At 72.7% G+C, this 19,535-nt stretch carries 21 protein-coding genes; 10 read left to right on the forward strand and 11 right to left on the reverse strand.

Annotation, left to right across the window (positions count from 1 at the left end; genetic code table 11):
• Positions 1-86 precede the first annotated feature (86 nt).
• Positions 87-1,823, reverse strand: a complete 1,737-nt coding sequence (locus tag ACFQZY_RS05650) for a DEAD/DEAH box helicase (RefSeq protein WP_377413692.1) — start codon at positions 1,821-1,823, stop codon at positions 87-89.
• Positions 1,824-2,170: 347 nt separating this feature from the next.
• Here ACFQZY_RS05650 and ettA point away from each other — a divergent pair, with 347 nt between their 5' ends.
• Positions 2,171-3,832 (forward strand): energy-dependent translational throttle protein EttA, encoded by a 1,662-nt coding sequence (gene ettA, locus ACFQZY_RS05655; RefSeq protein ID WP_377413695.1) that lies wholly within the window; start codon positions 2,171-2,173, stop codon positions 3,830-3,832.
• Between the two features lie 23 nt (positions 3,833-3,855).
• Here ettA and ACFQZY_RS05660 read toward each other — a convergent pair whose 3' ends face one another.
• Genes ACFQZY_RS05660 through ACFQZY_RS05670 form a run of 3 tightly spaced genes read right to left on the reverse strand, consistent with a single transcriptional unit; the run spans position 3,856 to position 6,164 of the window.
• Positions 3,856-4,863 (reverse strand): P1 family peptidase, encoded by a 1,008-nt coding sequence (locus ACFQZY_RS05660; protein ID WP_377413698.1) that lies wholly within the window; start codon positions 4,861-4,863, stop codon positions 3,856-3,858.
• Between the two features lies 1 nt (position 4,864).
• Complete coding sequence (locus ACFQZY_RS05665; protein ID WP_377413701.1) at positions 4,865-5,509, reverse strand: trimeric intracellular cation channel family protein; 645 nt, start codon at positions 5,507-5,509, stop codon at positions 4,865-4,867.
• Between the two features lie 40 nt (positions 5,510-5,549).
• Positions 5,550-6,164 (reverse strand): ATP-dependent Clp protease proteolytic subunit, encoded by a 615-nt coding sequence (locus ACFQZY_RS05670; RefSeq protein ID WP_377413703.1) that lies wholly within the window; start codon positions 6,162-6,164, stop codon positions 5,550-5,552.
• 201 nt (positions 6,165-6,365) lie between these two features.
• On the opposite strand from ACFQZY_RS05670, the gene ACFQZY_RS05675 reads away from it, so the two are divergent.
• Positions 6,366-6,695: a hypothetical protein gene (locus tag ACFQZY_RS05675; protein ID WP_377413705.1), complete on the forward strand. Its 330-nt coding sequence runs from the start codon at positions 6,366-6,368 to the stop codon at positions 6,693-6,695.
• Positions 6,696-6,746: 51 nt separating this feature from the next.
• Here the strand turns inward: ACFQZY_RS05675 and ACFQZY_RS05680 are convergent, their stop codons facing one another.
• From ACFQZY_RS05680 to ACFQZY_RS05705, 6 genes are all read right to left on the reverse strand, one after another.
• Positions 6,747-7,484, reverse strand: coding sequence for an amino acid ABC transporter ATP-binding protein (locus ACFQZY_RS05680; protein WP_377413707.1), 738 nt, complete (start codon positions 7,482-7,484; stop codon positions 6,747-6,749).
• Positions 7,468-8,121, reverse strand: a complete 654-nt coding sequence (locus ACFQZY_RS05685) for an amino acid ABC transporter permease (RefSeq protein WP_377413710.1) — start codon at positions 8,119-8,121, stop codon at positions 7,468-7,470. Before ACFQZY_RS05685 ends, ACFQZY_RS05680 begins: the two co-directional genes overlap by 17 nt.
• A gap of 4 nt (positions 8,122-8,125) precedes the next feature.
• On the reverse strand, positions 8,126-8,788 hold the full coding sequence (locus ACFQZY_RS05690; RefSeq protein ID WP_377413712.1) for an amino acid ABC transporter permease: 663 nt from the start codon (positions 8,786-8,788) through the stop codon (positions 8,126-8,128).
• Positions 8,789-8,809: 21 nt separating this feature from the next.
• Positions 8,810-9,601 (reverse strand): transporter substrate-binding domain-containing protein, encoded by a 792-nt coding sequence (locus ACFQZY_RS05695; protein ID WP_377413715.1) that lies wholly within the window; start codon positions 9,599-9,601, stop codon positions 8,810-8,812.
• Positions 9,598-10,359, reverse strand: a complete 762-nt coding sequence (locus ACFQZY_RS05700) for a GntR family transcriptional regulator (protein WP_377413717.1) — start codon at positions 10,357-10,359, stop codon at positions 9,598-9,600. Before ACFQZY_RS05700 ends, ACFQZY_RS05695 begins: the two co-directional genes overlap by 4 nt.
• 162 nt (positions 10,360-10,521) lie before the next feature.
• Positions 10,522-11,277, reverse strand: a complete 756-nt coding sequence (locus tag ACFQZY_RS05705; protein ID WP_377413718.1) for a 2-keto-4-pentenoate hydratase — start codon at positions 11,275-11,277, stop codon at positions 10,522-10,524.
• 105 nt (positions 11,278-11,382) lie between these two features.
• Between ACFQZY_RS05705 and ACFQZY_RS05710 the strand changes: the two genes are divergently transcribed.
• The 8 genes from ACFQZY_RS05710 (at position 11,383) to ACFQZY_RS05745 (ending at position 18,709) form a co-directional block, all read left to right on the forward strand.
• A complete protein-coding gene (locus ACFQZY_RS05710; RefSeq protein ID WP_377413720.1) occupies positions 11,383-12,384 on the forward strand; it encodes an NAD(P)H-binding protein in 1,002 nt (333 codons plus the stop codon).
• 10 nt (positions 12,385-12,394) lie between these two features.
• Positions 12,395-13,411, forward strand: a complete 1,017-nt coding sequence (locus tag ACFQZY_RS05715; RefSeq protein WP_377413723.1) for an LLM class flavin-dependent oxidoreductase — start codon at positions 12,395-12,397, stop codon at positions 13,409-13,411.
• 68 nt (positions 13,412-13,479) lie between these two features.
• Positions 13,480-14,667 carry a hypothetical protein gene (locus tag ACFQZY_RS05720; RefSeq protein ID WP_377413726.1) on the forward strand — a complete coding sequence of 396 codons (1,188 nt, stop codon included), beginning with the start codon at positions 13,480-13,482 and terminating at the stop codon, positions 14,665-14,667.
• 11 nt (positions 14,668-14,678) lie between these two features.
• The gene (locus tag ACFQZY_RS05725) at positions 14,679-15,410 is read left to right on the forward strand and encodes a ferritin Dps family protein (RefSeq protein WP_377413729.1); all 732 of its coding nucleotides are present in this window, start codon (positions 14,679-14,681) and stop codon (positions 15,408-15,410) included.
• A 60-nt stretch (positions 15,411-15,470) separates the two neighbouring features.
• Entirely contained in the window at positions 15,471-16,646 is a 1,176-nt protein-coding gene (egtB, locus tag ACFQZY_RS05730; RefSeq protein ID WP_377413732.1) for an ergothioneine biosynthesis protein EgtB, read from the forward strand.
• A 50-nt stretch (positions 16,647-16,696) separates the two neighbouring features.
• Positions 16,697-17,698: an L-histidine N(alpha)-methyltransferase gene (gene egtD / locus ACFQZY_RS05735; protein ID WP_377413736.1), complete on the forward strand. Its 1,002-nt coding sequence runs from the start codon at positions 16,697-16,699 to the stop codon at positions 17,696-17,698.
• Between the two features lie 4 nt (positions 17,699-17,702).
• Positions 17,703-17,984 (forward strand): DUF427 domain-containing protein, encoded by a 282-nt coding sequence (locus ACFQZY_RS05740; protein WP_377413739.1) that lies wholly within the window; start codon positions 17,703-17,705, stop codon positions 17,982-17,984.
• Entirely contained in the window at positions 17,984-18,709 is a 726-nt protein-coding gene (locus tag ACFQZY_RS05745; protein WP_377413742.1) for a 2OG-Fe dioxygenase family protein, read from the forward strand. Before ACFQZY_RS05740 ends, ACFQZY_RS05745 begins: the two co-directional genes overlap by 1 nt.
• A gap of 55 nt (positions 18,710-18,764) precedes the next feature.
• Here ACFQZY_RS05745 and ACFQZY_RS05750 read toward each other — a convergent pair whose 3' ends face one another.
• Positions 18,765-19,526, reverse strand: coding sequence for an SDR family NAD(P)-dependent oxidoreductase (locus ACFQZY_RS05750; RefSeq protein ID WP_377413744.1), 762 nt, complete (start codon positions 19,524-19,526; stop codon positions 18,765-18,767).
• Positions 19,527-19,535 lie beyond the last annotated feature (9 nt).

Raw genomic sequence — 19,535 nt, forward strand, 5'->3', positions numbered from 1 at the left:
GCCGGCGGTCCATGCCGGCGCGAAACCCTCCACCGCAATGAAAAAGGGGCGCCTCGCGCCCCTTTTTTTCGTCAGGTCCGACTCGCTCAGCGCCAGGCGCCCTTGTTGCCGCCGAAGCCGCCACCGCCGCCACCGCTGCGGCCGCCACGGCCACCGCCACCGCCGCCGCCGCCACCCCGGCGGCCGCGGCCGCCCATGCTGTCGACGCTGGTGCGCAGCGGGTCGGGCTGGCCGTCGTTGCCGCGCTTCACATGCTCGGCGTCGCGCAGCACGAAGGGGCTGTTCTTCTGGTGGGCGCCGGCGCGGGGCTGGGCGTCGTCGTCGAAGCGGCGGGGCTGCTGCGAGCGGTTGCCCTGGCCACCCTGGCCACCGTGACCGCCGCCGCCATGGCCGCGACGGCCCTGGCCGCCGTTGCCGCCGTTGCCGCCCTGGCGCGGGCCCTGCTGGGGCTTGGCCTGCTGCGGGCGGGGCTGGCCGTCACCGCCGCCCTGGCCGTCGCCGCGGGCCTTCTGGCCGCCACGGCCGCCGCCGTTGCCGGCCTTGTTGGTGCGGATGCGCTCCATCATCTCCTGGCGCGCGGCCTTGGCGGCCGCGGCCATGACCTCGCGGCTCGGCGGCTTGCCGGCGCCGCCCCAGATGGTCTGGCGGCCCATGGCGATGGGCTCGGCGCGCTCGCCTTCCTCGGGGCCGAAGCCCTCCACCGGCTGCACCGGGATCTGCTGCTTGGTGAAGCGCTCGATCTCCTGCATGAAGCCTTCTTCATCGAGGCACACCAGGCTCACGGCCTGGCCTTCCTTGCCGGCGCGGCCGGTGCGGCCGATGCGGTGGACGTAGTCCTCGGGCACGTTGGGGATCTCGTAGTTCACCACGTGCGGCAGGTCGTCGATGTCGATGCCGCGGGCGGCGATGTCGGTGGCCACCAGGGCGCGGATCTCGCCGCTCTTGAAGCCGGCCAGCGCCTGGGTGCGCGCGCCCTGGCTCTTGTTGCCATGCAGGGCCATCGCGGTGATGCCGTTCTTCTCGAGGAATTCGGCCACGTGGTTGGCGCCGAACTTGGTGCGGGTGAACACGAGCACCTGGCTCCAGTCGTTGGTCTGGATGATGTGCGCCAGCAGCGCCTTCTTCTTCGTGCGGCCCACCGGGTGGACCACCTGGGTGATGCGCTGCACCGTGGTGTTGCGCGGCGTGACCTGGATGCTTTGCGGGTTCTTCAGCAGGCCATTGGCCAGGTCGCGGATCTCGTCGCTGAAGGTGGCGGAGAACAGCAGGCTCTGCTTGTCCTTCGGCACCAGGGCCAGCACCTTCTTCACGTCGTGGATGAAGCCCATGTCCAGCATGCGGTCGGCTTCGTCCAGCACCAGGATCTCGACCGTGGTCAGGTCCAGGTGGCCTTGCTGTGCCAGGTCCAGCAGGCGGCCGGGGGTGGCCACCAGGATGTCCACGCCCTTGCGGATGCGGTCGATCTGCGGGTTCATGCCCACGCCGCCGAAGATGACGGTGGAGGTCAGCGGCAGGTACTTGCCGTACAGGCGGATCGACTCCTCCACCTGGGCGGCCAGCTCGCGCGTGGGCGTGAGCACCAGGGCGGCGATGCCGTCCTTGCCGAACTTGTTGGTCTTGCTGTGGCCCTTGGAGAGCTTGTGCAGCAGCGGCAGGGTGAAGGCCGCGGTCTTGCCGGTGCCGGTCTGGGCGCCGGCCAGCAGGTCATGGCCCTCGAGCACGGCCGGGATGGCCTGGGCCTGGATGGGGGTGGGCGTCTCGTAGCCCTGTTCGCGCACGGCCTGGAGGATGGCGGGTGCCAGTTGGAGTTCTTCGAAATTCATGAATGGGTGCGCCTGTATCCATGGCGCAAGGGATCGGCCCGAACGGTGCCAAGGAAGGCGACCGAGCCAGTCAGGGGGCAGATCGTTTCAGGGTTGGGAGCTGGCGGCAGGTTCGCTGGGTGGAAGGCCGCACCGTCCCCGGCAGGAATGCCGGCGCCACGCCAACTGGATGCGTGGACAGCGCGGATTGTCGCACGGATCGCCGGCGTGCGGGGCGTTCCCGGCCCGGCGGCCTGATAATCAGGGGTTTTCCGCGGGCCGCCACGCCGGCCCGGCGCATCGCCGGTGGCCCCTTGCAGGGGCCTGCACGGTCCCCAGTTTCGAACATCACAGGCTACGAGAAGCACATGGCGCAATACGTCTATTCCATGAACCGGGTCAGCAAGACTGTCCCGCCCAAGCGGCAGATCCTCAAGGACATCTCGCTGTCGTTCTTCCCCGGCGCCAAGATCGGCGTGCTGGGCCTGAACGGCTCGGGCAAGTCCACGCTGCTGAAGATCATGGCCGGCATCGACAAGGAGATCGAGGGCGAGGCCATCCCCATGGCCGGCCTGAAGATCGGGTACCTGCCGCAGGAGCCGCAGGTGAACGCGGAGAACACCGTCCGCCAGGAGGTCGAGGAGGCCCTGGGCGAGGTGAACACCGCCAAGGCCAAGCTCGAGGAGGTCTACGCCGCCTACGCCGAGCCCGACGCCGACTTCGACGCCCTGGCCGCCGAGCAGGCCCGCCTGGAGGCCATCATCGCCACCTCCGGCACCGACTCCGAGCACCAGCTGGAGATCGCCGCCGACGCCCTGCGCCTGCCGCCCTGGGACGCCAAGATCGGCCTGCTGTCCGGCGGTGAGAAGCGCCGCGTCGCCCTGTGCAAGCTGCTGCTGTCCAAGCCCGACATGCTGCTGCTCGACGAACCCACCAACCACCTGGACGCCGAATCGGTCGACTGGCTGGAGCAGTTCCTGCAGCGCTACCCCGGCACCGTGGTCGCCATCACCCACGACCGCTACTTCCTGGACAACGCCGCCGAGTGGATCCTGGAACTGGACCGCGGCCACGGCATTCCCTACAAGGGCAACTACAGCACCTGGCTGGAGCAGAAGGAAGCCCGCCTGGAGCAGGAGCAGCGCACCGAGGACGCCCGCACCAAGGCCATGAAGAAGGAACTGGAGTGGGCGCGCCAGAACCCCAAGGGCCGCCAGGCCAAGAGCAAGGCCCGCCTGGCCCGCTTCGAGGAGCTGAGCGACTACGAATACCAGAAGCGCAACGAGACGCAGGAAATCTTCATCCCCGTCGCCGAGCGCCTGGGCACCCAGGTCATCGAGTTCAAGAACGTCACCAAGTCCTTCGGTGACCGCGTCCTGATCGACAACCTGAGCTTCAACATCCCGGCTGGCGCCATCGTCGGCATCATCGGCCCCAACGGCGCGGGCAAGTCCACGCTGTTCAAGCTGATCGCGGGCAAGGAGAAGCCGGACTCGGGCGAGGTCGTGATCGGCCAGACCGTGAAGATGGCCTACGTCGACCAGTCGCGCGATGCCCTGTCCGACGACAAGACCGTGTGGGAAGACGTCTCCGGCGGCCTGGACATCCTCAACGTGGGCAAGTTCCAGATGGCCAGCCGCGCCTACTGCGGCCGCTTCAACTTCAACGGCGGGGACCAGCAGAAGAAGGTGGGCATGCTCTCCGGTGGTGAGCGCGGCCGCCTGCACCTGGCCAAGACCCTGATCGCCGGCGGCAACGTGCTGCTGCTGGACGAACCGTCGAACGACCTCGACGTGGAAACCCTGCGCGCCCTGGAAGACGCGCTGCTGGAGTACGCCGGCAGCGTGCTGGTCATCTCCCACGACCGCTGGTTCCTGGACCGCATCGCCACCCACATCCTGGCCGCCGAAGGCGACAGCCAGTGGGTGTTCTTCGACGGCAACTACCAGGAGTACGAGGCCGACAAGAAGCGCCGCCTGGGTGAAGAAGGCGCCGCGCCCAAGCGCGTTCGCTACAAGGCGCTGAAGTAAGCCGCTTCAGGCTTCCAGCGCTGTCAGAGATCGAGGGCTGCGGGCAACCGCAGCCCTTTTTCATTGAGGCCCTTGGCGGCCAGCACGGCGCGCAGCGTGGCCCGGGCCACCGCCTCGGCGGCCATCACCGACAGCACCAGCATGCCGGGGTGGCTTGCGGCCTTTCCGGTGGCCAGGGCGAACAGGGTGTCGCCGTCGGCCACGGTGTGCACCGGGTTGATGGTGCGCGCCAGCCCGTCGTGGCCGGCCTGGGCCAGGCGGGTGGCCTGGGCCTTGTCCAGGGCGGCGTCGGTGGCGACGATGCCGATCGTGGTGTTGGTGCCGGCGAGCATCGCCATCGGGGCCTCGCCCGCGAGCAGCGCGCGGCGGGTGTCGCGCAGCGCGGCGCCGTCGGCCGTGCGCGCGCCGGCGACCAGGCGGCCGGTGGCCGGGTCGACCACGTCGCCCATGGCGTTGCAGGCCACCAGGGCGCCCACCGTCACGCCGCCCAGGCGGACCGAGGCGGTGCCGATGCCGCCCTTCATGGCGAACTGCGGCCCGAAGACCTTGCCCACCGTCGCGCCCGCGCCGGCGCCCACGCAGCCCTCGGCCAGCGGCCCCGGGCCGGCCGCTTCGCAGGCCGCGAAGCCGGCCGCGGCGTCGGGCCGCACCGCGGGGTCGCCCACGCCGAGGTCGAACAGCACCGCCGCCGGCACGAGGGGCACGCGCACCGGGCCCACCGGCAGGCCGATGCCGCGGCCCTCCAGCCAGCGCACCACGCCCGAGGCGGCGTCGAGCCCGAAGGCGCTGCCGCCCGTGAGCAGCACCGCATGCACCTGCTGCACGGTGTTCAGGGGCGAGAGCAGGTCGGTCTCGCGGGTGCCCGGCGCCGCGCCGCGCACGTCGACGCCGGCCACCGCGCCCCCGCGGGCGATCACCACGCTGCAGCCGGTGGGCCCGCGCGCGTCGGTGAAGTGGCCGGCCTCCAGGCCGGGGACGTCGGTGAGGGCGCCGGCCGGGGCGGCGAGGAGGGCGGACAGGTCGTTCGTCATCTCAGTCGCTGCGCCACTGCGGCAAGGTGAAGCCGGAGGCCAGCGCCAGGGCGCGCAGGCCGGTGGCGGTGGCGGCGCCAGCGAGCAGGGCCACGCCGGCCGGGGCGCCGAAGGCCTGCGCGCCCACCAGAACCCAGCCGCCCAGGAAGCCGCAGACCGCGTAGGGCTGGTGGTCGCTGAAGGCCCTGGGGATCTCGTTGCACACGATGTCGCGCAGCACCCCGCCGAAGACCGCGGTGATCATTCCCATGAGGACCGCCACGATCGCGGGCATGCCCTGGGCCAGCGCGATCTGCGTGCCGTGCGCCGTGAACAGGCCCAGGCCGATGGCGTCGGGCCACTGCGCCGCGCGCAGGGTGGGGGAGAGGTGGCGGGCGCGCATGAAGGCCATCGCGCCCACCGTCAGCCCCAGCAGGATCCAGAGCCAGCCGGCATGCTCCACCCAGAAGAAGGGACGCCGGTCGAGCAGCACGTCCCGCATGGTGCCGCCGCCGAAGGCGGTGAGGCCCGAGACCACGCACACGCCCACCGCGTCCATGCGCTTGCGCACGGCCTCGACCAGGCCCGACAGCGCGAAGGCGAGGGTGGCCGCCGCCTCGAAGGCGGTCTGGACCAAGGTGAGGGTGAACCAGCTGGACGTTTGCATGCGGCGATGAAGGCCGCAGTATCGCCGAGCCGGCCGGGGCTCATTTCTTCAGCTCGGTCTTGTGGCTGATGATGCGGCCCACCAGGCCGTAGGCGATGGCCTCGTCGGCCGAGAGCCAGCGGTCACGCTCGATGTCCGCGATCACCGCCTCCAGCGGCTTGCCGGTCTCGCGCGCGATGGTGCGGGCGATGCGCTCGCGCGCCTTGATGATTTCCTGCGCGTGGATCGCGATGTCGCTGGCCTGGCCGCCCGCGCCGCCCGAGGGCTGGTGGATCAGGAAGCGGGTGTTGGGCAGGCAGAAGCGCCGCTCGCGCGGCACCGCCAGGTACAGGTGGGTGGCGGCGCTGCCCACCCAGCCCGTGCCGATCATGCGCACCGGCGCGGTGATGAAGCGGATGATGTCGTGGATCGCGTCGCCCGACTCGAGGTGGCCGCCGGGCGAACTCACGAACATGTCGATGGGGGCGGGCGAGTCCGCGTCCAGCGCGATCAGGCGGCGCGCGACATCGCTGGCGGCCACGTCGCTGATCTCGCCGAACACCAGCACCGTGCGCGACTTGAACGCCTTCTCCTCGAGGAAGGCGTTGCGCGGCTCGGCGGTGGAGGGCGCATGGGATTCGGTTTCCAGGCTGTGCGGGCGGTGCATGCGGGACATGGGGCCTCCGTGGCGATGCGCGCATGATGCACCCGGCCGCGGCCCGGCGCACCCCCGGGCGCCGCGGCAGACGCCCGTCAGCGGCCGTGTCCTACAGGGGGGCGCGCCCGCCGGAGGACAGGCCGGCATCGCTGGGCTTTCTAGAGTGGGCCGGGCGCCGGCGCGGTGCCGGCGGGCCAGACCCACCACCCAGGAGGCTCCATGATCGATGACCCCATCAGCGAATCCCCCTTCCCCGCCAGTGGCGCGTCCGCGGGGGCGGGCACGGCCACCACCGGCCTGGGCGGCATGGGCCTGGCGGGCGGCGCGGCCGAGGTCGACGCGCAGGGGCGCGTGCAGCGCGTGGCCCAGAAGGCCCACGAGGCCGTCGACCGGATGGAGCAGGCCATCGGCGTCGGCAGCGAGCGCATGATGGACTGGCAGCAGGAGTGGAGCGAGTCCGCCCGCGAGCAGGTGCGGGCCAGCCCGCTGGCGGCGGTGGGCGTCGCCTTCGTCGCCGGCATCCTGTTCAACAAGCTGTTCATGCGCTGAGGCGAGGGCCCGGCGCCACGCGCACCCGCGACGGACGCGGCGCGCCGCCGCTCAGTCGTGCAGCGAGGAGAGGAACTGCTTCAGCTCCGGCGTGCGCGGCTGCGAGAACAGCTCCTCGGGCGGGCCCATCTCGTGCACCCGGCCCTGGTGCATGAAGATCACGCGGTCGCTGACCTTGCGCGCGAAGTTCATCTCGTGCGTGACCATCAGCAGGGTCATGCCCTCGTCGGCCAGGCCCTCGACCACGCGCAGCACCTCGCCCACCAGCTCGGGGTCGAGCGCGCTGGTGATCTCGTCGCACAGGAGCACCCCCGGCTCCATGGCCAGCGCGCGGGCGATCGCCACGCGCTGCTGCTGGCCGCCCGAGAGCTGGTCGGGCATGGCGTCGAACTTCTCGGCCAGGCCCACGCGGGCGAGCAGCTTGCGCGCCTGGGCCCGGGCTTCGGCGCCGTCCTTCTTCTTCACCAGCGTGGGCGCCAGCATCACGTTGCGGCCCACGCTCAGGTGCGGGAACAGGTTGAACGACTGGAAGATCATGCCCACGCGCTGTCGCAGCGCGCGCATGGCGGCGGGGTTGTCGTGCAGCAGGGGCTGGCCGTCGACGGTGAGGGCGCCGTCGTCGAAGGTCTCCAGGCCGTTGATGCAGCGAAGCAGGGTGCTCTTGCCCGAGCCGCTCTTGCCGATGATGGCGATCACCTCGCCGGGGGCGACCTTCAGGTCGATGCCCTTGAGGACCTCGTTCGGTCCGAACGACTTGCGCAGGGCGGCGATGTCAACGATGGGCCGCATGAAGCTTCTTCTCCAGGGTATGGGCGTACAGGCTGATGGGGTAGCACAGCGCGAAATAGAGCAGCGCCACGCAGGTGTAGACGACGAAGGGCTTGAAGGTGGCGTTGGTGATCATGGTCCCGGCCTTGGTCAGCTCCACGAAGCCGATCACCGAGGCCAGGGCCGTGCCCTTGACCACCTGCACCAGGAAGCCCACGGTGGGCGGCACCGCGATGCGCAGCGCCTGCGGCCCGATCACCCAGCGAAGCTGCTCGGTGAAATCGAGCGCCAGGCTGCGCGCCGCCTCCCACTGGCCGCGCGGGATCGCGGCCACGCAGCCGCGCCAGATCTCGGTGAGGAAGGCGCTGGTGTACAGCGTCAGGGCCACAGCCGCCGCCACCCAGGGCGAGGTGTTGATCCCGAACAGGGCGATACCGAAGTAGGCGAGGAACAGCTGCATCAGCAGGGGCGTGCCCTGGAACAGCTGCACGTAGCCGGCGACGGCGCGCTGCAGGCCGCGTCCGCCGCGCAGGCGCGCCACCAGCAGCAGCGCGCCGACCAGGCCGCCGCCGACGAAGGCGATGAGGGAGAGGGCGACGGTCCAGCGCGCGGCCAGCAGCAGGTTGCGCAGGATGTCCCAGAGGGAAAACTCGATCATGCGTTCACCGCCCGAAGATGAAGCGCGGGCCGGCCCAGTTCAGGAGGCGGCGCACGGCGACGGCCAGCGCCAGGTACAGGGCGGTGGCGATGATGAAGGACTCGAAGGCCCGGAAGTTGCGGCTCTGGATCAGGTTGGCCGCGTAGCTCAGTTCCTCGGTGGAGATCTGGCCGCACACGGCCGACCCCAGCATGACGATGATGATCTGGCTGACCAGCGAGGGCCACACCTTGCGCAGCGCCGGCGGCAGCACCACCCGCAGGAACACCTGCGTGCGGGTGAGGGCCAGGCTCACCGCCGCCTCGACCTGGCCGCGCGGCGTGGCCGCGAGGCCGGCGCGCACGATCTCGGTGGCGTAGGCGCCGAGGTTGATCATCATCGCGATCACCGAGGCGGCCTCCGGCGACAGGCGAACGCCCGCCGCCGGCAGCCCGAAGAACACGAAGAACAGCTGCACGATGAAGGGCGTGTTGCGGACCACCTCGACGTAGCCGCCGACGACCCACCGCAGCCAGGCCGGGCCGTGCTGGCGGGCCCAGGCGCCGGCCACGCCGACGGCCAGGCCGACGAGGCTGGCGATCGCGGTGAGGGCCAGCGTCCAGGCCACGCCCCTGGCGAGCAGGGGCCACTGTTCGAGGACGGCCAGGAAGTCGAGCGTGATGCGCATGCGTGCGGTGTCCGTGGCGCGTTACTGGGGCAGGTCGCCGGCCGGGCGGCCCAGCCACTTCAGGGCCATCTTGTCGAGGTCGCCCGACTTCTTGCCCTCGGCGATGATCTCGTTGACCTTGGCGCGCAGCTTGTCCTCGCCCTTGCCCACGCCGATGTAGTTGGGCGAGTCCTTCAGCACGAACTTGAACTCGGTGCCCAGTTGCGGGTTCTTGGCCATCATCGCGCCGGCCACCTGCGCGCCGGCGGCGAGCAGCTGCACCTGGCCGGCCACGTAGGCGGAGATGGTGGCGTTGTTGTCCTCGAAGCGGCGGATCTCGGCGCCCGAGGGGGCCAGCTTGGTCAGCTCCATGTCCTCCACCGAGCCGCGGGTGACCGAGAGCGACTTGCCGGCCAGGTCCGCGGGCGCCTTGACTGCGGCGGCCTTGGGGCCGAACACGGCGAGGAAGAAGGGCGAGTAGGCGGCGGTGAAGTCGATCACGCGCTCGCGCTCCGGGTTCTTGCCCAGGGTGGAGATCACCAGGTCGGCCTTCTTCGTCTGCAGGTAGGGGATGCGGTTGGCGCTGGTCACCGGGACCAGTTCCACCTTCACGCCCAGCTTGGCGCCGATGTAGTGGGCCATGTCGATGTCCAGGCCCTGGGGCTTGAGGTCGGTGCCGACGAAGCCGTAGGGCGGGAAGTCGGTGGGGATGGCGACCTTGATCTCCCTGGCCTTGACGATGTCGTCCAGGGCGGACTGCGCGTGGGCGGTGCCGGCGGCGGCCAGGGTCAGGGCCGCCAGGCCCAGGGCGAATTGGCGTTTGTTCAGGGTCATAGCACTTCTCCGAGGTAGGTCGATCCGGCGGACCGGGGTTTGCGGGGGGAAACTCGTTCGGCCTTGCTTGTATGCAAGTCTTGTGCCCCAGGGCTCACGGGGGCGAGGGCGGCGCGCAGCCGGCCCAGCGGGTCGGCCGCCTCGGGCGGGCGCAGCTTGGCCGACCAGGTGCGCAGGTGGTCCACCATCAGCGCCTCGGCGCGGGCCCGGTCGCCGGCGGCCAGCGCCTCGACGATCTGCACGTGCTCGGCGCACGACTGGGCCGCGTCCTCCGGCGTCTGCCAGCGCATCGCGATGAGGGTGGTGCGCGCGGTGAAATCGCGCAGGGTCTCGGCCAGCAGGCCGTTGCCCAGGCACTCGGCCAGGCAGACATGGAAGTCACCGAGCAGGAAGCTGCGCAGGCCCACGTCGGCGCCGGCCACGGCGGCCTGCTCGCGGGCGATGTGGTCACGCAGCGTGCGCAGGGCCTGCGCGTCGGGCAGGGGCAGGGTGCGGATCAGGCCGGTCTCGATGACGCGGCGCGCCTCGAAGGCCTCACGCGCCTCCTCGGGCGAGTGCTCCACCACGTACCAGCCGCGGCGGGCGCTGACGGTGACGATGCCGCGCGCGGCCAGCCCGGTGAGGGCCTCGCGCACGATGGTGCGGCTGCAGTCGAACAGCAGCGCCAGCTGCTGCTCGCCCAGGCGGGAGCCGGGCGGCAGCTTCTGCGCCATGACGGCTTCGAGGATGCGGTCGCTGATGTCGCTGGCCTGGGGCATGGCCAGCGTGTATGCATCAGGCGTGCCAGCTTGTATGCAAGGCTGGTGCACCTCGGGCGGGCGCGCCGCGGTCCTTCAGCGGCGCCCCTGCACCAAGCGGGAGCCGGTGCGCGTCGCGCCGCGCACCGGCACGGCGCATTGGGGAACTTGCGTGTTCGCCGGTCAGGCCGTGAGGGCGACCCGGCCCAGGCCGGCCACCTCGCCTTCCACGCGGGCGCCGGCCGGCGCCAGGATCAGGCCGGTGCAGGTGCCGGTGGTGATCACCTGGCCGGCGCGCAGCGGCAGGCCGCGCGCCTGCGCGTGGCGGGCCAGCCAGGCGATCAGGCGCATCACGTCGGGGGCCACGTGGCCGCCGGTGGTGTCGGCCACGCACTGGCCGTCGAACCACAGCTGCGTGCGCAGGGTGCGCAGGTCGATCGCGCGCAGGTCCGCCTTCACCGGGGCGCCGAGCACCAGCGCGCCGTGGCTTTGCAGGTCGGCCAGCTTGGCGGGCACGGGGGCGTTGCGGCCCTCGGCCAGGCGGGTGTCGACGATCTCCAGGGCCGGCATCACCGCGTCGATGGCCGCGGCGATCGCCTCCGGCGGCAGCAGCGCGTCGCCGGGCAGCAGGTCGGCGCCCAGGCGCACCGCCACTTCCAGCTCCATGCCGCGCAGCGAGCGCGCCGGCACGGCCACCGGCGTTCCCTGGCTCACGACCACCGAGGCCGGCAGGGGCGCGCAGTTCGGCTCGGCCTGGTCGTTGGCGGCGCCGACCTTCCAGCCGGCCACCGGGCCGAGCCGGGCGATCAGCTGGTCCTGCACGGCGTAGGCCTGGGCCGCGTCGGCCACGGGCACCTCGGCGTTGGCGAGGCGGTCGGCGCCTTGCCAGGCGCGGGCCAGGGCATCGGCGATGGGGAGGGGGGCGAAGGCAGTGTTCATGGCCGCGCGATCATAGAGGGCGGCCGGGCGATTGCCCCTGGCGACCGGCCCCGTGCGCGACACCGCCTACACTCGCCGCGCAAACCAATCCCCGGGAGACAGGCTGTGCGAATCCTCATGACCGGCGCCACCGGCTTCATCGGCGGCGCCCTGGCGCGGGCCCTGCTGGCGCAGGGCCACGAGCTGGTGTGCGCGGTGCGCAACCCGGCCCGGCTGGACCTGGGCCCTGGCGCCTGGCGCGCCCTCCAGGCCGACCTGGAGTCCGTGCCTGCCGCCGCCTGGTGGCAGCCCCACCTGCAGGGCGTGGATGCCGTGGTCAACGCGGTGGGCATCCTGCGCGAGGGCAACGGCCAGTCCTTCGAGGCGCTGCATGCCCGCGCGCCCATCGAGCTGTTCATGGCGGCGGCCGCGGCCGGCGTGAAGGCGGTGGTCCAGGTCTCGGCCCTGGGCGCCGACGACGAGGCGCAAAGCCGCTACCACCTCTCCAAGAAGGCCGCCGACGACATCCTGCGCGCGCTGCCCGTGGCGGGTGCCGTGGTCCAGCCCTCGGCGGTCTACGGCCCCGGCGGCTCCAGCGCCATGATGTTCAACACGATGGCCCTGCTGCCGGTGCTGGCCCTGCCCGGCGCGGGCGGCATGGCCATGCGCCCGGTGCACGTGGACGACGTGGTGGCCGGCATCCTCGCCGTGCTGGCGGCGCCGCCCCGGCCGGTGGCCACCATCGCCTTCGTCGGCCCGAAGAACCTCACCCTGGCCGAGTACCTCCACGAGCTGCGCGGCGCGCTGGGCGGACGCACCTGGCTGCCCGTGGTGCTGTCGATGCCGCGCGCCGTCTTCCTCTACGCCGCGCGCCTGGCCGCCTTCGTGCCGGGCAGCGCGCTCGACGCCGATACCGCCGGCATGCTGCTGCGGGGCAACACCGCCCCGGTGGAGGCCTTCCAGCGCCTGCTGCACCGCCTGCCGCGGCCGGTCTCCCAGTTCATCCCGCCGGGGCAGGCCGCCGCCGTGCGCGGGCAGACGCTGCGCGGGCTCGCCCGGCTGGCGCTGCGCGTCGCGCTCGGCGTCCTCGCCGTCGCCGCCATCTTCGCCGCCGCCTGGTTCATCTGATCGCGTTGCCATGCCGTCCCTCAAGCTGTCCGTCCTCGACCAGTCCGTGGCCCGCGTGGGCCAGCCCCAGGACCAGTCCATCCGCGATACCCTGGCCCTGGCCGAGCGCTGCGAGGCGCTGGGCTACGAGCGCTTCTGGGTCAGCGAGCACCACAGCATCCCCGCCCTGGTGGGCACCGCGCCCGAGGTGCTCATGGCCGCCATCGCCGCGCGCACCCGCCGCATCCGCATCGGCAGCGCCGGGGTGATGCTGCCGCACTACGCGCCGTTCAAGGTGGCCGAGCAGTTCCGCGTGCTGGACGCGCTCGCCCCGGGCCGCATCGACCTCGGCGTGGGCCGCGCGCCCGGCGGCGACATGCGCACCGCGCGCCTGCTCAATCCGCGCAGCGCCGCCAGCACCGGCGACGACTTCCCGCGCCAGGTGATGGAGCTGCAGGCCTGGGTCGACGGCGAGGCCATGCCGCCGGGCCACCCCGGCCACGGCGTCAACATGCTGCCCATGTCCGACACCGCGCCCGAGGTCTGGATGCTCGGGAGCTCGGGCTACGGCGCGCAGCTCGCGGCGCACCTGGGCCTGCCCTACGCCTTCGCCTGGTTCATCACCGACGGCGACGGCGCGCGCGAGGCGCTGGACCTGTACCGCGCCACCTTCCGGCCCGGCGTCATCGACCGCCCCCGCGCCACGTTGTGCCTGTGGGCGCTGGCGGCCGAGACCGAGGAGGAGGCCTGGTTCCAGTTCCGCAGCCGCGAGCGCGCCCGCATCGACCGGCTCACCGGCCGCTTCGGCCCGCTGCTGCCGCCGCAGCAGGCCCAGCGCGAGTACGCGCCGGCCGAGCGCGCGCAGGCCGAGGACCTGCGCCGGCGCTCCTTCGTCGGCAGCGCCACGCAGGTGCGGGACCGGCTGCTGGCCCTGGCCGAGGAGCTGTCGCTCGACGAGCTGGTCATCGTGACCTGGACCTGGGACCCGGCGGTGCAGCGCCGCTCCTACGAGCTCCTGGCCGAGGCCTTCGCGCTCGCGCCGGGCTGATCGGGGGCCGCCTGCGGGCATGCCGCTTGCCGGCGGGAAGGTTTCGACCTTTACCGCCAAGGAGCGCCATGACCATCAACCTCTTGCAAGACCGGGGAACCGCGCTGGACGACCAGCGCTTCACCTGGAAGGAACTGGTGCGCAAGCCCCTGTCCAAGCTGGACGACGACGCCTTCTCCCGGGTGCGCGTGATCCTCATGAACGGCGTCGAGCTCGACGCGCTGCGCCTGCAGCAGGTGCTGCTGCGGATGCTGCGCGAGGGCCGCGAGGACATCGCCCGCCTCATGCGGGTGGAGCACCTGCAGGCCACCGCGATCAACTGGATGCTCTCGGCCGACCACTCGCCGCTGGAGACCACCATCGCCTACGAGCAGGTAGCCATCGAGGTCACGGCCTCGGTGGCTCAGCTCGAGCCGGACCCGCGCATGGCGCAGGGCTACCGCTTCGGGCTGCTGGAGGACTTCGACCACCTGTATCGCTACGCCGCGCTGCTCGATCGCCTCGAGGGGCGGGACGCCAACAACATCCTCCAGGGCTACACCGACATCGTCCCCGGCCGGCCGACGATGGTCCACCACCGCTCGCCCGAGAACGACCTGATGGCGCCCTATGGCAGCGACGCGCCCCTGGCCACCCGCCTGCACGCCATCACCCTGGTCGGCGGCGAGTACCAGACGCACGACTACTACATGGTCGCGGGGCCGCAGTTCACCGACCCGGTGGCGCGGCTGCTCTATGCCGAGATCGCCTCGGTCGAGGCGCAGCACATCACCCACTACGGCAGCATGCTCGACCCGGACGAGACGCCCCTGCAGAAGCTGCTGCTGCACGAGGCGGCCGAGGTCTGGAACTACCAGGCGTGCGCACAGCAGGAGAGCGACAGCGCCCTGCGCGCGCTGTGGGAGCGGTTCCTGGACTACGAGCTGGGCCACCTCCAGGCGGCCATCGCGCTGTTCAAGGACGTCGAGCGCCGCGACCCGGCCGAGGTGCTGGGCGACGGGCGACTGCCGCCCGGCATCGCCTATCGCAGCCAGCGCGAGTTCGTGCGCCAGGTCCTGGCCGCGGAGGTGCCGCTTCGCAAGGACGGCGTGCGCTTCGTCGACGAGGACCAGGAGGCGGTGGCGTCCATCCGCTGGCGCAACCACCTGAATGCGCAGGGCTCGCCCTCGCAGCGGGTCTCGGCCGGCTACCAGTGGGCGCCCGGCACCGAGCTCAATCGCGACCTGGCCGGCGCCGGCCAGGCCGCCGTCGTCTGAAGGAGCGGATCATGGAGAACACCGTCGAGACCGGCCTGAACCGCACGGGCCTGGACATGGCGCCCGGGAGCAAGGACGAGATGGTCCGCTTCGCCCGCGACGCCGCCACGCAGGAGCCGGCCGCCGCGGCCGGCGCGCAGGCCCTGGCCGGCCTGCGCCGCGACTACGCGATGGAGGCCGACCGCATCGGCTCGGTGCCGGTGCCGATGCGCCTGCGCGGGCTGGCCACCGCCGCCGCCGACACCCTCCAGGGCCACCACGGCGCGGTGCTGGTCGACAAGCTGGGCGAGCGCCTGGCCTACGAGCGCACCGGCGTGCGGCTGTACGAGGCGATGGAGGTCAAGGTGCGCGCCGCGCGCGGCGGCGCCCTGGTGGAGGTCGAGGCCCTCGCGCGCATGCGCGACGACGAGGAATCCCACTTCCACCTGGCCTCCCGCTGCCTGGTGAGCCTCGGCGCGGACCCGACGGCGATGACGCCCTGCGCCGACACCGCCGGTGTGGCCGGCTCCGGCCTGCTGCAGGTGGTCTGCGACCCGCGCACCACGGTGGCCCAGGCGCTGAACGCGCTGCTGCTGGTCGAGCTGGGCGACGGCGCCGGCTGGGAGCTGCTGGTCGAACTGGCGCAGGAGGGCGGCCACCCCGACATGGCCCAGGCCTTCACCGTGGCCCTGGACACCGAGCAGCGCCACCTCGCCCAGGTGCGGGGCTGGCTGCGGCAGTCCGTGCTCGAGGAGGCGCGCTGACCCGCGTGCTGACGGACTTGTCCTACAAGCGGCGACCGCCGGCCGCCCTACAACAAGGGGATGCAACCTGGACGCTGGCGTACGGTGAGGTCCCACAGCCTGGCCCTGGCGGCGCCGCTGTCGGCCGAGGACCAGTGCATCCAGTCCATGCCCGACGCCAGCCCGGTGAAGTGGCACCTGGCCCACACCACCTGGTTCTTCGAGGCGATGGTGCTGCAGCCGCACTGCCCGGGCTACAGGGTGTTCGACGATCGCTTCGCCTTCCTGTTCAACTCCTACTACGAGTCGCTCGGGCCGCGCCACCCGCGGCCGCAGCGCGGTCTGCTCACGCGGCCCGCGCTGGAGCGGGTGCTCGAATGGCGTTCGCACGTGGACCACGTGATGCTGGACTACCTGCCCGAGGCCGGCGAGGTCTCCGCGCTGATCGAGCTGGGCCTGCAGCACGAGCAGCAGCACCAGGAGCTGATGCTCACCGACGTCCTGCACGCCTTCGCCTGCAACCCGCTGCTGCCCGCCTACCGCGAGCGCACGCCCGCGCCCGGCGCGGCGCCGGCCCTGGAGTGGCTGTCGCACCCCGGCGGGGAGGTGGCCATCGGCCACGCCGGGACCGGCTTCGCCTTCGACAACGAGGGGCCCTCGCATGGCGTGCTGCTGCGGCCCTTCGCCATCGCCAGCCGGCTGGTGACCTGCGGCGAGTGGCTGGCGTTCATGGCCGATGACGGCTACCGCCGCCCCGAGCTGTGGCTGTCCGATGGCTGGGCGCTGGCCCGGTCCGAGGGCTGGAGCGCCCCGGCCTACTGGATCCCGCCGGGCGACCCGCGCGCGCCGGCCGAGGCCTGGCAGGTGTTCAGCCTCGACGGCGTCCACCCGCTGGATGCCGAGGCGCCGGTGCGGCACGTGAGCTTCCACGAGGCGGCGGCCTATGCCGAATGGGCCGCCGCCCGCCTGCCCACCGAGGCCGAGTGGGAGGCGGCCTGCGGCCTGCCCGGCTTCGCGCAGCGGGACGATCAGGCCTGGCAGTGGACCCGCTCGGCCTACGAGCCCTATCCCGGCTTCCGGCCGCTGGCCGGCCCGGCCGGCGAGTACAACGGCAAGTTCATGGTGGGCCAGCAGGTGCTGCGCGGCGGCAGCCTGGCCACGCCGCTGGGGCACGCGCGCCCGACCTACCGCAACTTCTTCCCGCCGGCGGCGCGCTGGCAGTTCACCGGCCTGCGGCTGGCGCGGGACGCGGCATGACGGCCGCGGCCGCGCGCCCGGCACCCTGGGCCGCAGCCCCGCCCGCCCCCATGCAGGCGCCGGAACCTGCCCCGGGCCACGCTCCCGCCGCGGGCTGGGAGCAGGGCTTCGGCCGGGACCTGCGCCGGGCCTTCGCCGCCCGCCCGCGCGCCATCTCGCCCAAGTACTTCTACGACGCCGAGGGCTCGCGCCTGTTCGACCGCATCTGCGAGTTGCCGGAGTACTACCCCACGCGGGTGGAGCTGGGGCTGCTGCGGCGCCATGCCGGCGAGATGGCCCGGCTGGCGGGGCCGGGCGCCGAGGTCGTCGAGTTCGGCGCCGGCGCCTGCGAGAAGGTGCGCCTGCTGCTCGACGCGCTGGAGGCCCCGGCCGGCTTCCGCCCGGTGGACATCTGCGCCGAGGCCCTGCACGCAGCCTGCGCGCGGCTGCGGCGCGACTACCCGGGCCTGCCCCTGGCGCCGCTGGTGGCCGACTGCAGCGAGCGCCTGCTGCTGCCGCCGCCCCTGGCGGGCGCGCACCGGCGGGTCGGCTTCTTCCCGGGCTCCACGCTGGGCAACTTCGCGCCGGCCGCGGCGCTGCGCTTCCTGCGACGGGCCTGCGGCCTGCTGCGCGGCGGCGGGCTGCTGCTCGGGGTGGACCTGGTCAAGGAGCCCGCGGTGCTGCATGCCGCCTACAACGACCGCGACGGCGTCACCGCCGCCTTCAACCTGAACCTGCTGGCCCGCGCCAACCGCGAGCTGGACGCCGGCTTCGACCTGGCCCGCTTCGCCCACTGCGCCTTCTACAACGCGCCGCTGCAGCGGGTGGAGATGCACCTGGTGAGCCGCTGCCGCCAGCGGCTGGACCTGGGCGGGCAGGCGCACCTGATCGGCGAGGGCGAGAGCCTGCACACCGAGAACTCGCACAAGTTCACCGTCGAGGGGCTGCGGGCGCTGGCGGCGCGGGCCGGCTTCGTGCCCGGCGCGGTGTGGGTCGACCCGCAGCGCCTGTTCAGCCTGCACTGGCTGGCGGCGCCCGCCCGGCGGGGGGCGGCTGGCGAGGAGCGACAATAGCCGGATGAAAGCAACCTGGAACGGCAAGGTCATCGCCGAGAGCGACGACATCGTGATGGTCGAGGGCAACCACTACTTCCCCGAAGCATCGCTGGACCGCCGCTACGTCACCTTCAGCAACCACCGCACCACCTGCGCCTGGAAGGGCCAGGCCAGCTACTACTCCCTGCTGGTCGACGGCGAGCTCAATCCCGAGGCCGCGTGGTACTACGCCGACCCCAAGCCCGAGGCCGAGGAGGTGCGCGGCCGCGTCGCCTTCTGGAAGGGCGTGAAGGTGGAGGCCTGATGCTGGCGCCGCCGCTGACCGCGCCCGCGCAGCTCGACGCGCAGCTGCGCGAGCAGGGCTTCGCGGTGCTGTCCGCGCAGGCCGTCTGCGAGCTCGCCGGCTGCACGCTGGCGGACCTGCAGGCCTGGGCCCCCGGCTGGAACGGCCTGCCGCCGGACAACTACCTGCGTGACGGCGGCCGCTACCGCCGCCGCCGCCACGCCAGCTTCGTCATCGACGGCGAGCGCGTCGTCCCCGTGCCGCACCGCGCGCACTGGCAGCCGGTCTCGTACAACGCGCTGCATGGCGGCATGGAACGCTGGTTCGAGCCGATGCTGCCGGAGGTCACCGGCGCGCCGGCGTGGCAGCGCCTGATGGCCGCCCTGGGCCGCCTGTGCAGCGGCCTGCGCGGGGCGCAGCCCTGGTACAGCGAGGCCCACCAGTTCCGCATCGACACCGCCGGCGGCATCGGCCGGCCCACGCCCGAGGGCGCCCACCGTGACGGCGTGGACCTGGTGGCCGTGTTCCTGGTGGCCCGCGAGGGCGTCAAGGGCGGCGAGACCCGCGTCTTCCAGGCCGACGGCCCGGCGGGCATGCGCTTCACGCTGACCGAGCCCTGGAGCCTGATGCTGCTGGACGACGAGCGCGTGATCCACGAGACCACGCCGATCCAGCCGGCCGGCGCCGGCGGCTACCGTGACACGCTGGTGGTGACGCTGCGCCGCGGCAGCTTCCAGGACCCCTGAGGTCCTGGCCGGTCCGCGGCGGGCCTCGCGGCCTGCGGCGGCCGGCCCGCGCCGCCTACTTGTCCCGGACGTCGCCGACCGGGTTCGCGCCGAAGTCCGGCCGCGCCAGGTAGGCCAGCACCCGCTGCGCCGCGTCCTGCGGCGACATCAGCATCCCCTGCGCCTTGAGCTCGGCGAAGTTGCCCTGGTCGGGGAACCGCCCCGGGTCGGCGCCGCGCAGCTGCCGCTGCATGTCGGTGTCGATCACGCCCGGCGCGAGGGAGCACACGCGCGCGCCATTGGGCCGCAGCGCCTCCTCCAGCGCCACGCAGCGGGTGAAGTGGTCGAGGCCCGCCTTGGCGGCGCAATACGGCGCCTGTGAGGCCATCGCGCGCCGGCCCAGGCCGGAGGAGATGTTCAGGAGCTTGCGCACGCAGGGCCAGCCGGAGGTGGCCTCGAGGAAGGCGCCAGCCAGCAGCATCGGCGCTTCCAGCCCCACCCGCAGGGCCCGGGCGGCGTCGCTGGCGGGAATGCCCCCCAGCGGCGCGATCGCGGGGATCACGCCGGCGTTGTTGATCAGGGTCACGCTCGCCAGGCCGTCGGGGCCCCGGGCGGCGAGCCAGGCGGCCAGGCGTGCCGCCACCGGCGCCGGGTCGGCCAGGTCCACCGGCCATTGCTCGCAGCGGCGGCCCAGGTCGCCGGCCCGGGCGGTGAGCTCCGCGCTGGCATGGCGCGAGAGGCCCAGCAGTTCGTGGCCTTCGCGCAGGAGCTGGTCGGCCATCGCCAGGCCCATGCCGCGCGAGGCGCCGGTGAGGATCGTGAGGTGGGCTGCGGTCATGGGGGGATC

Source organism: Ramlibacter sp. GCM10027632 (assembly GCF_042675325.1).
GTDB lineage: Bacteria > Pseudomonadota > Gammaproteobacteria > Burkholderiales > Burkholderiaceae_C > Ramlibacter.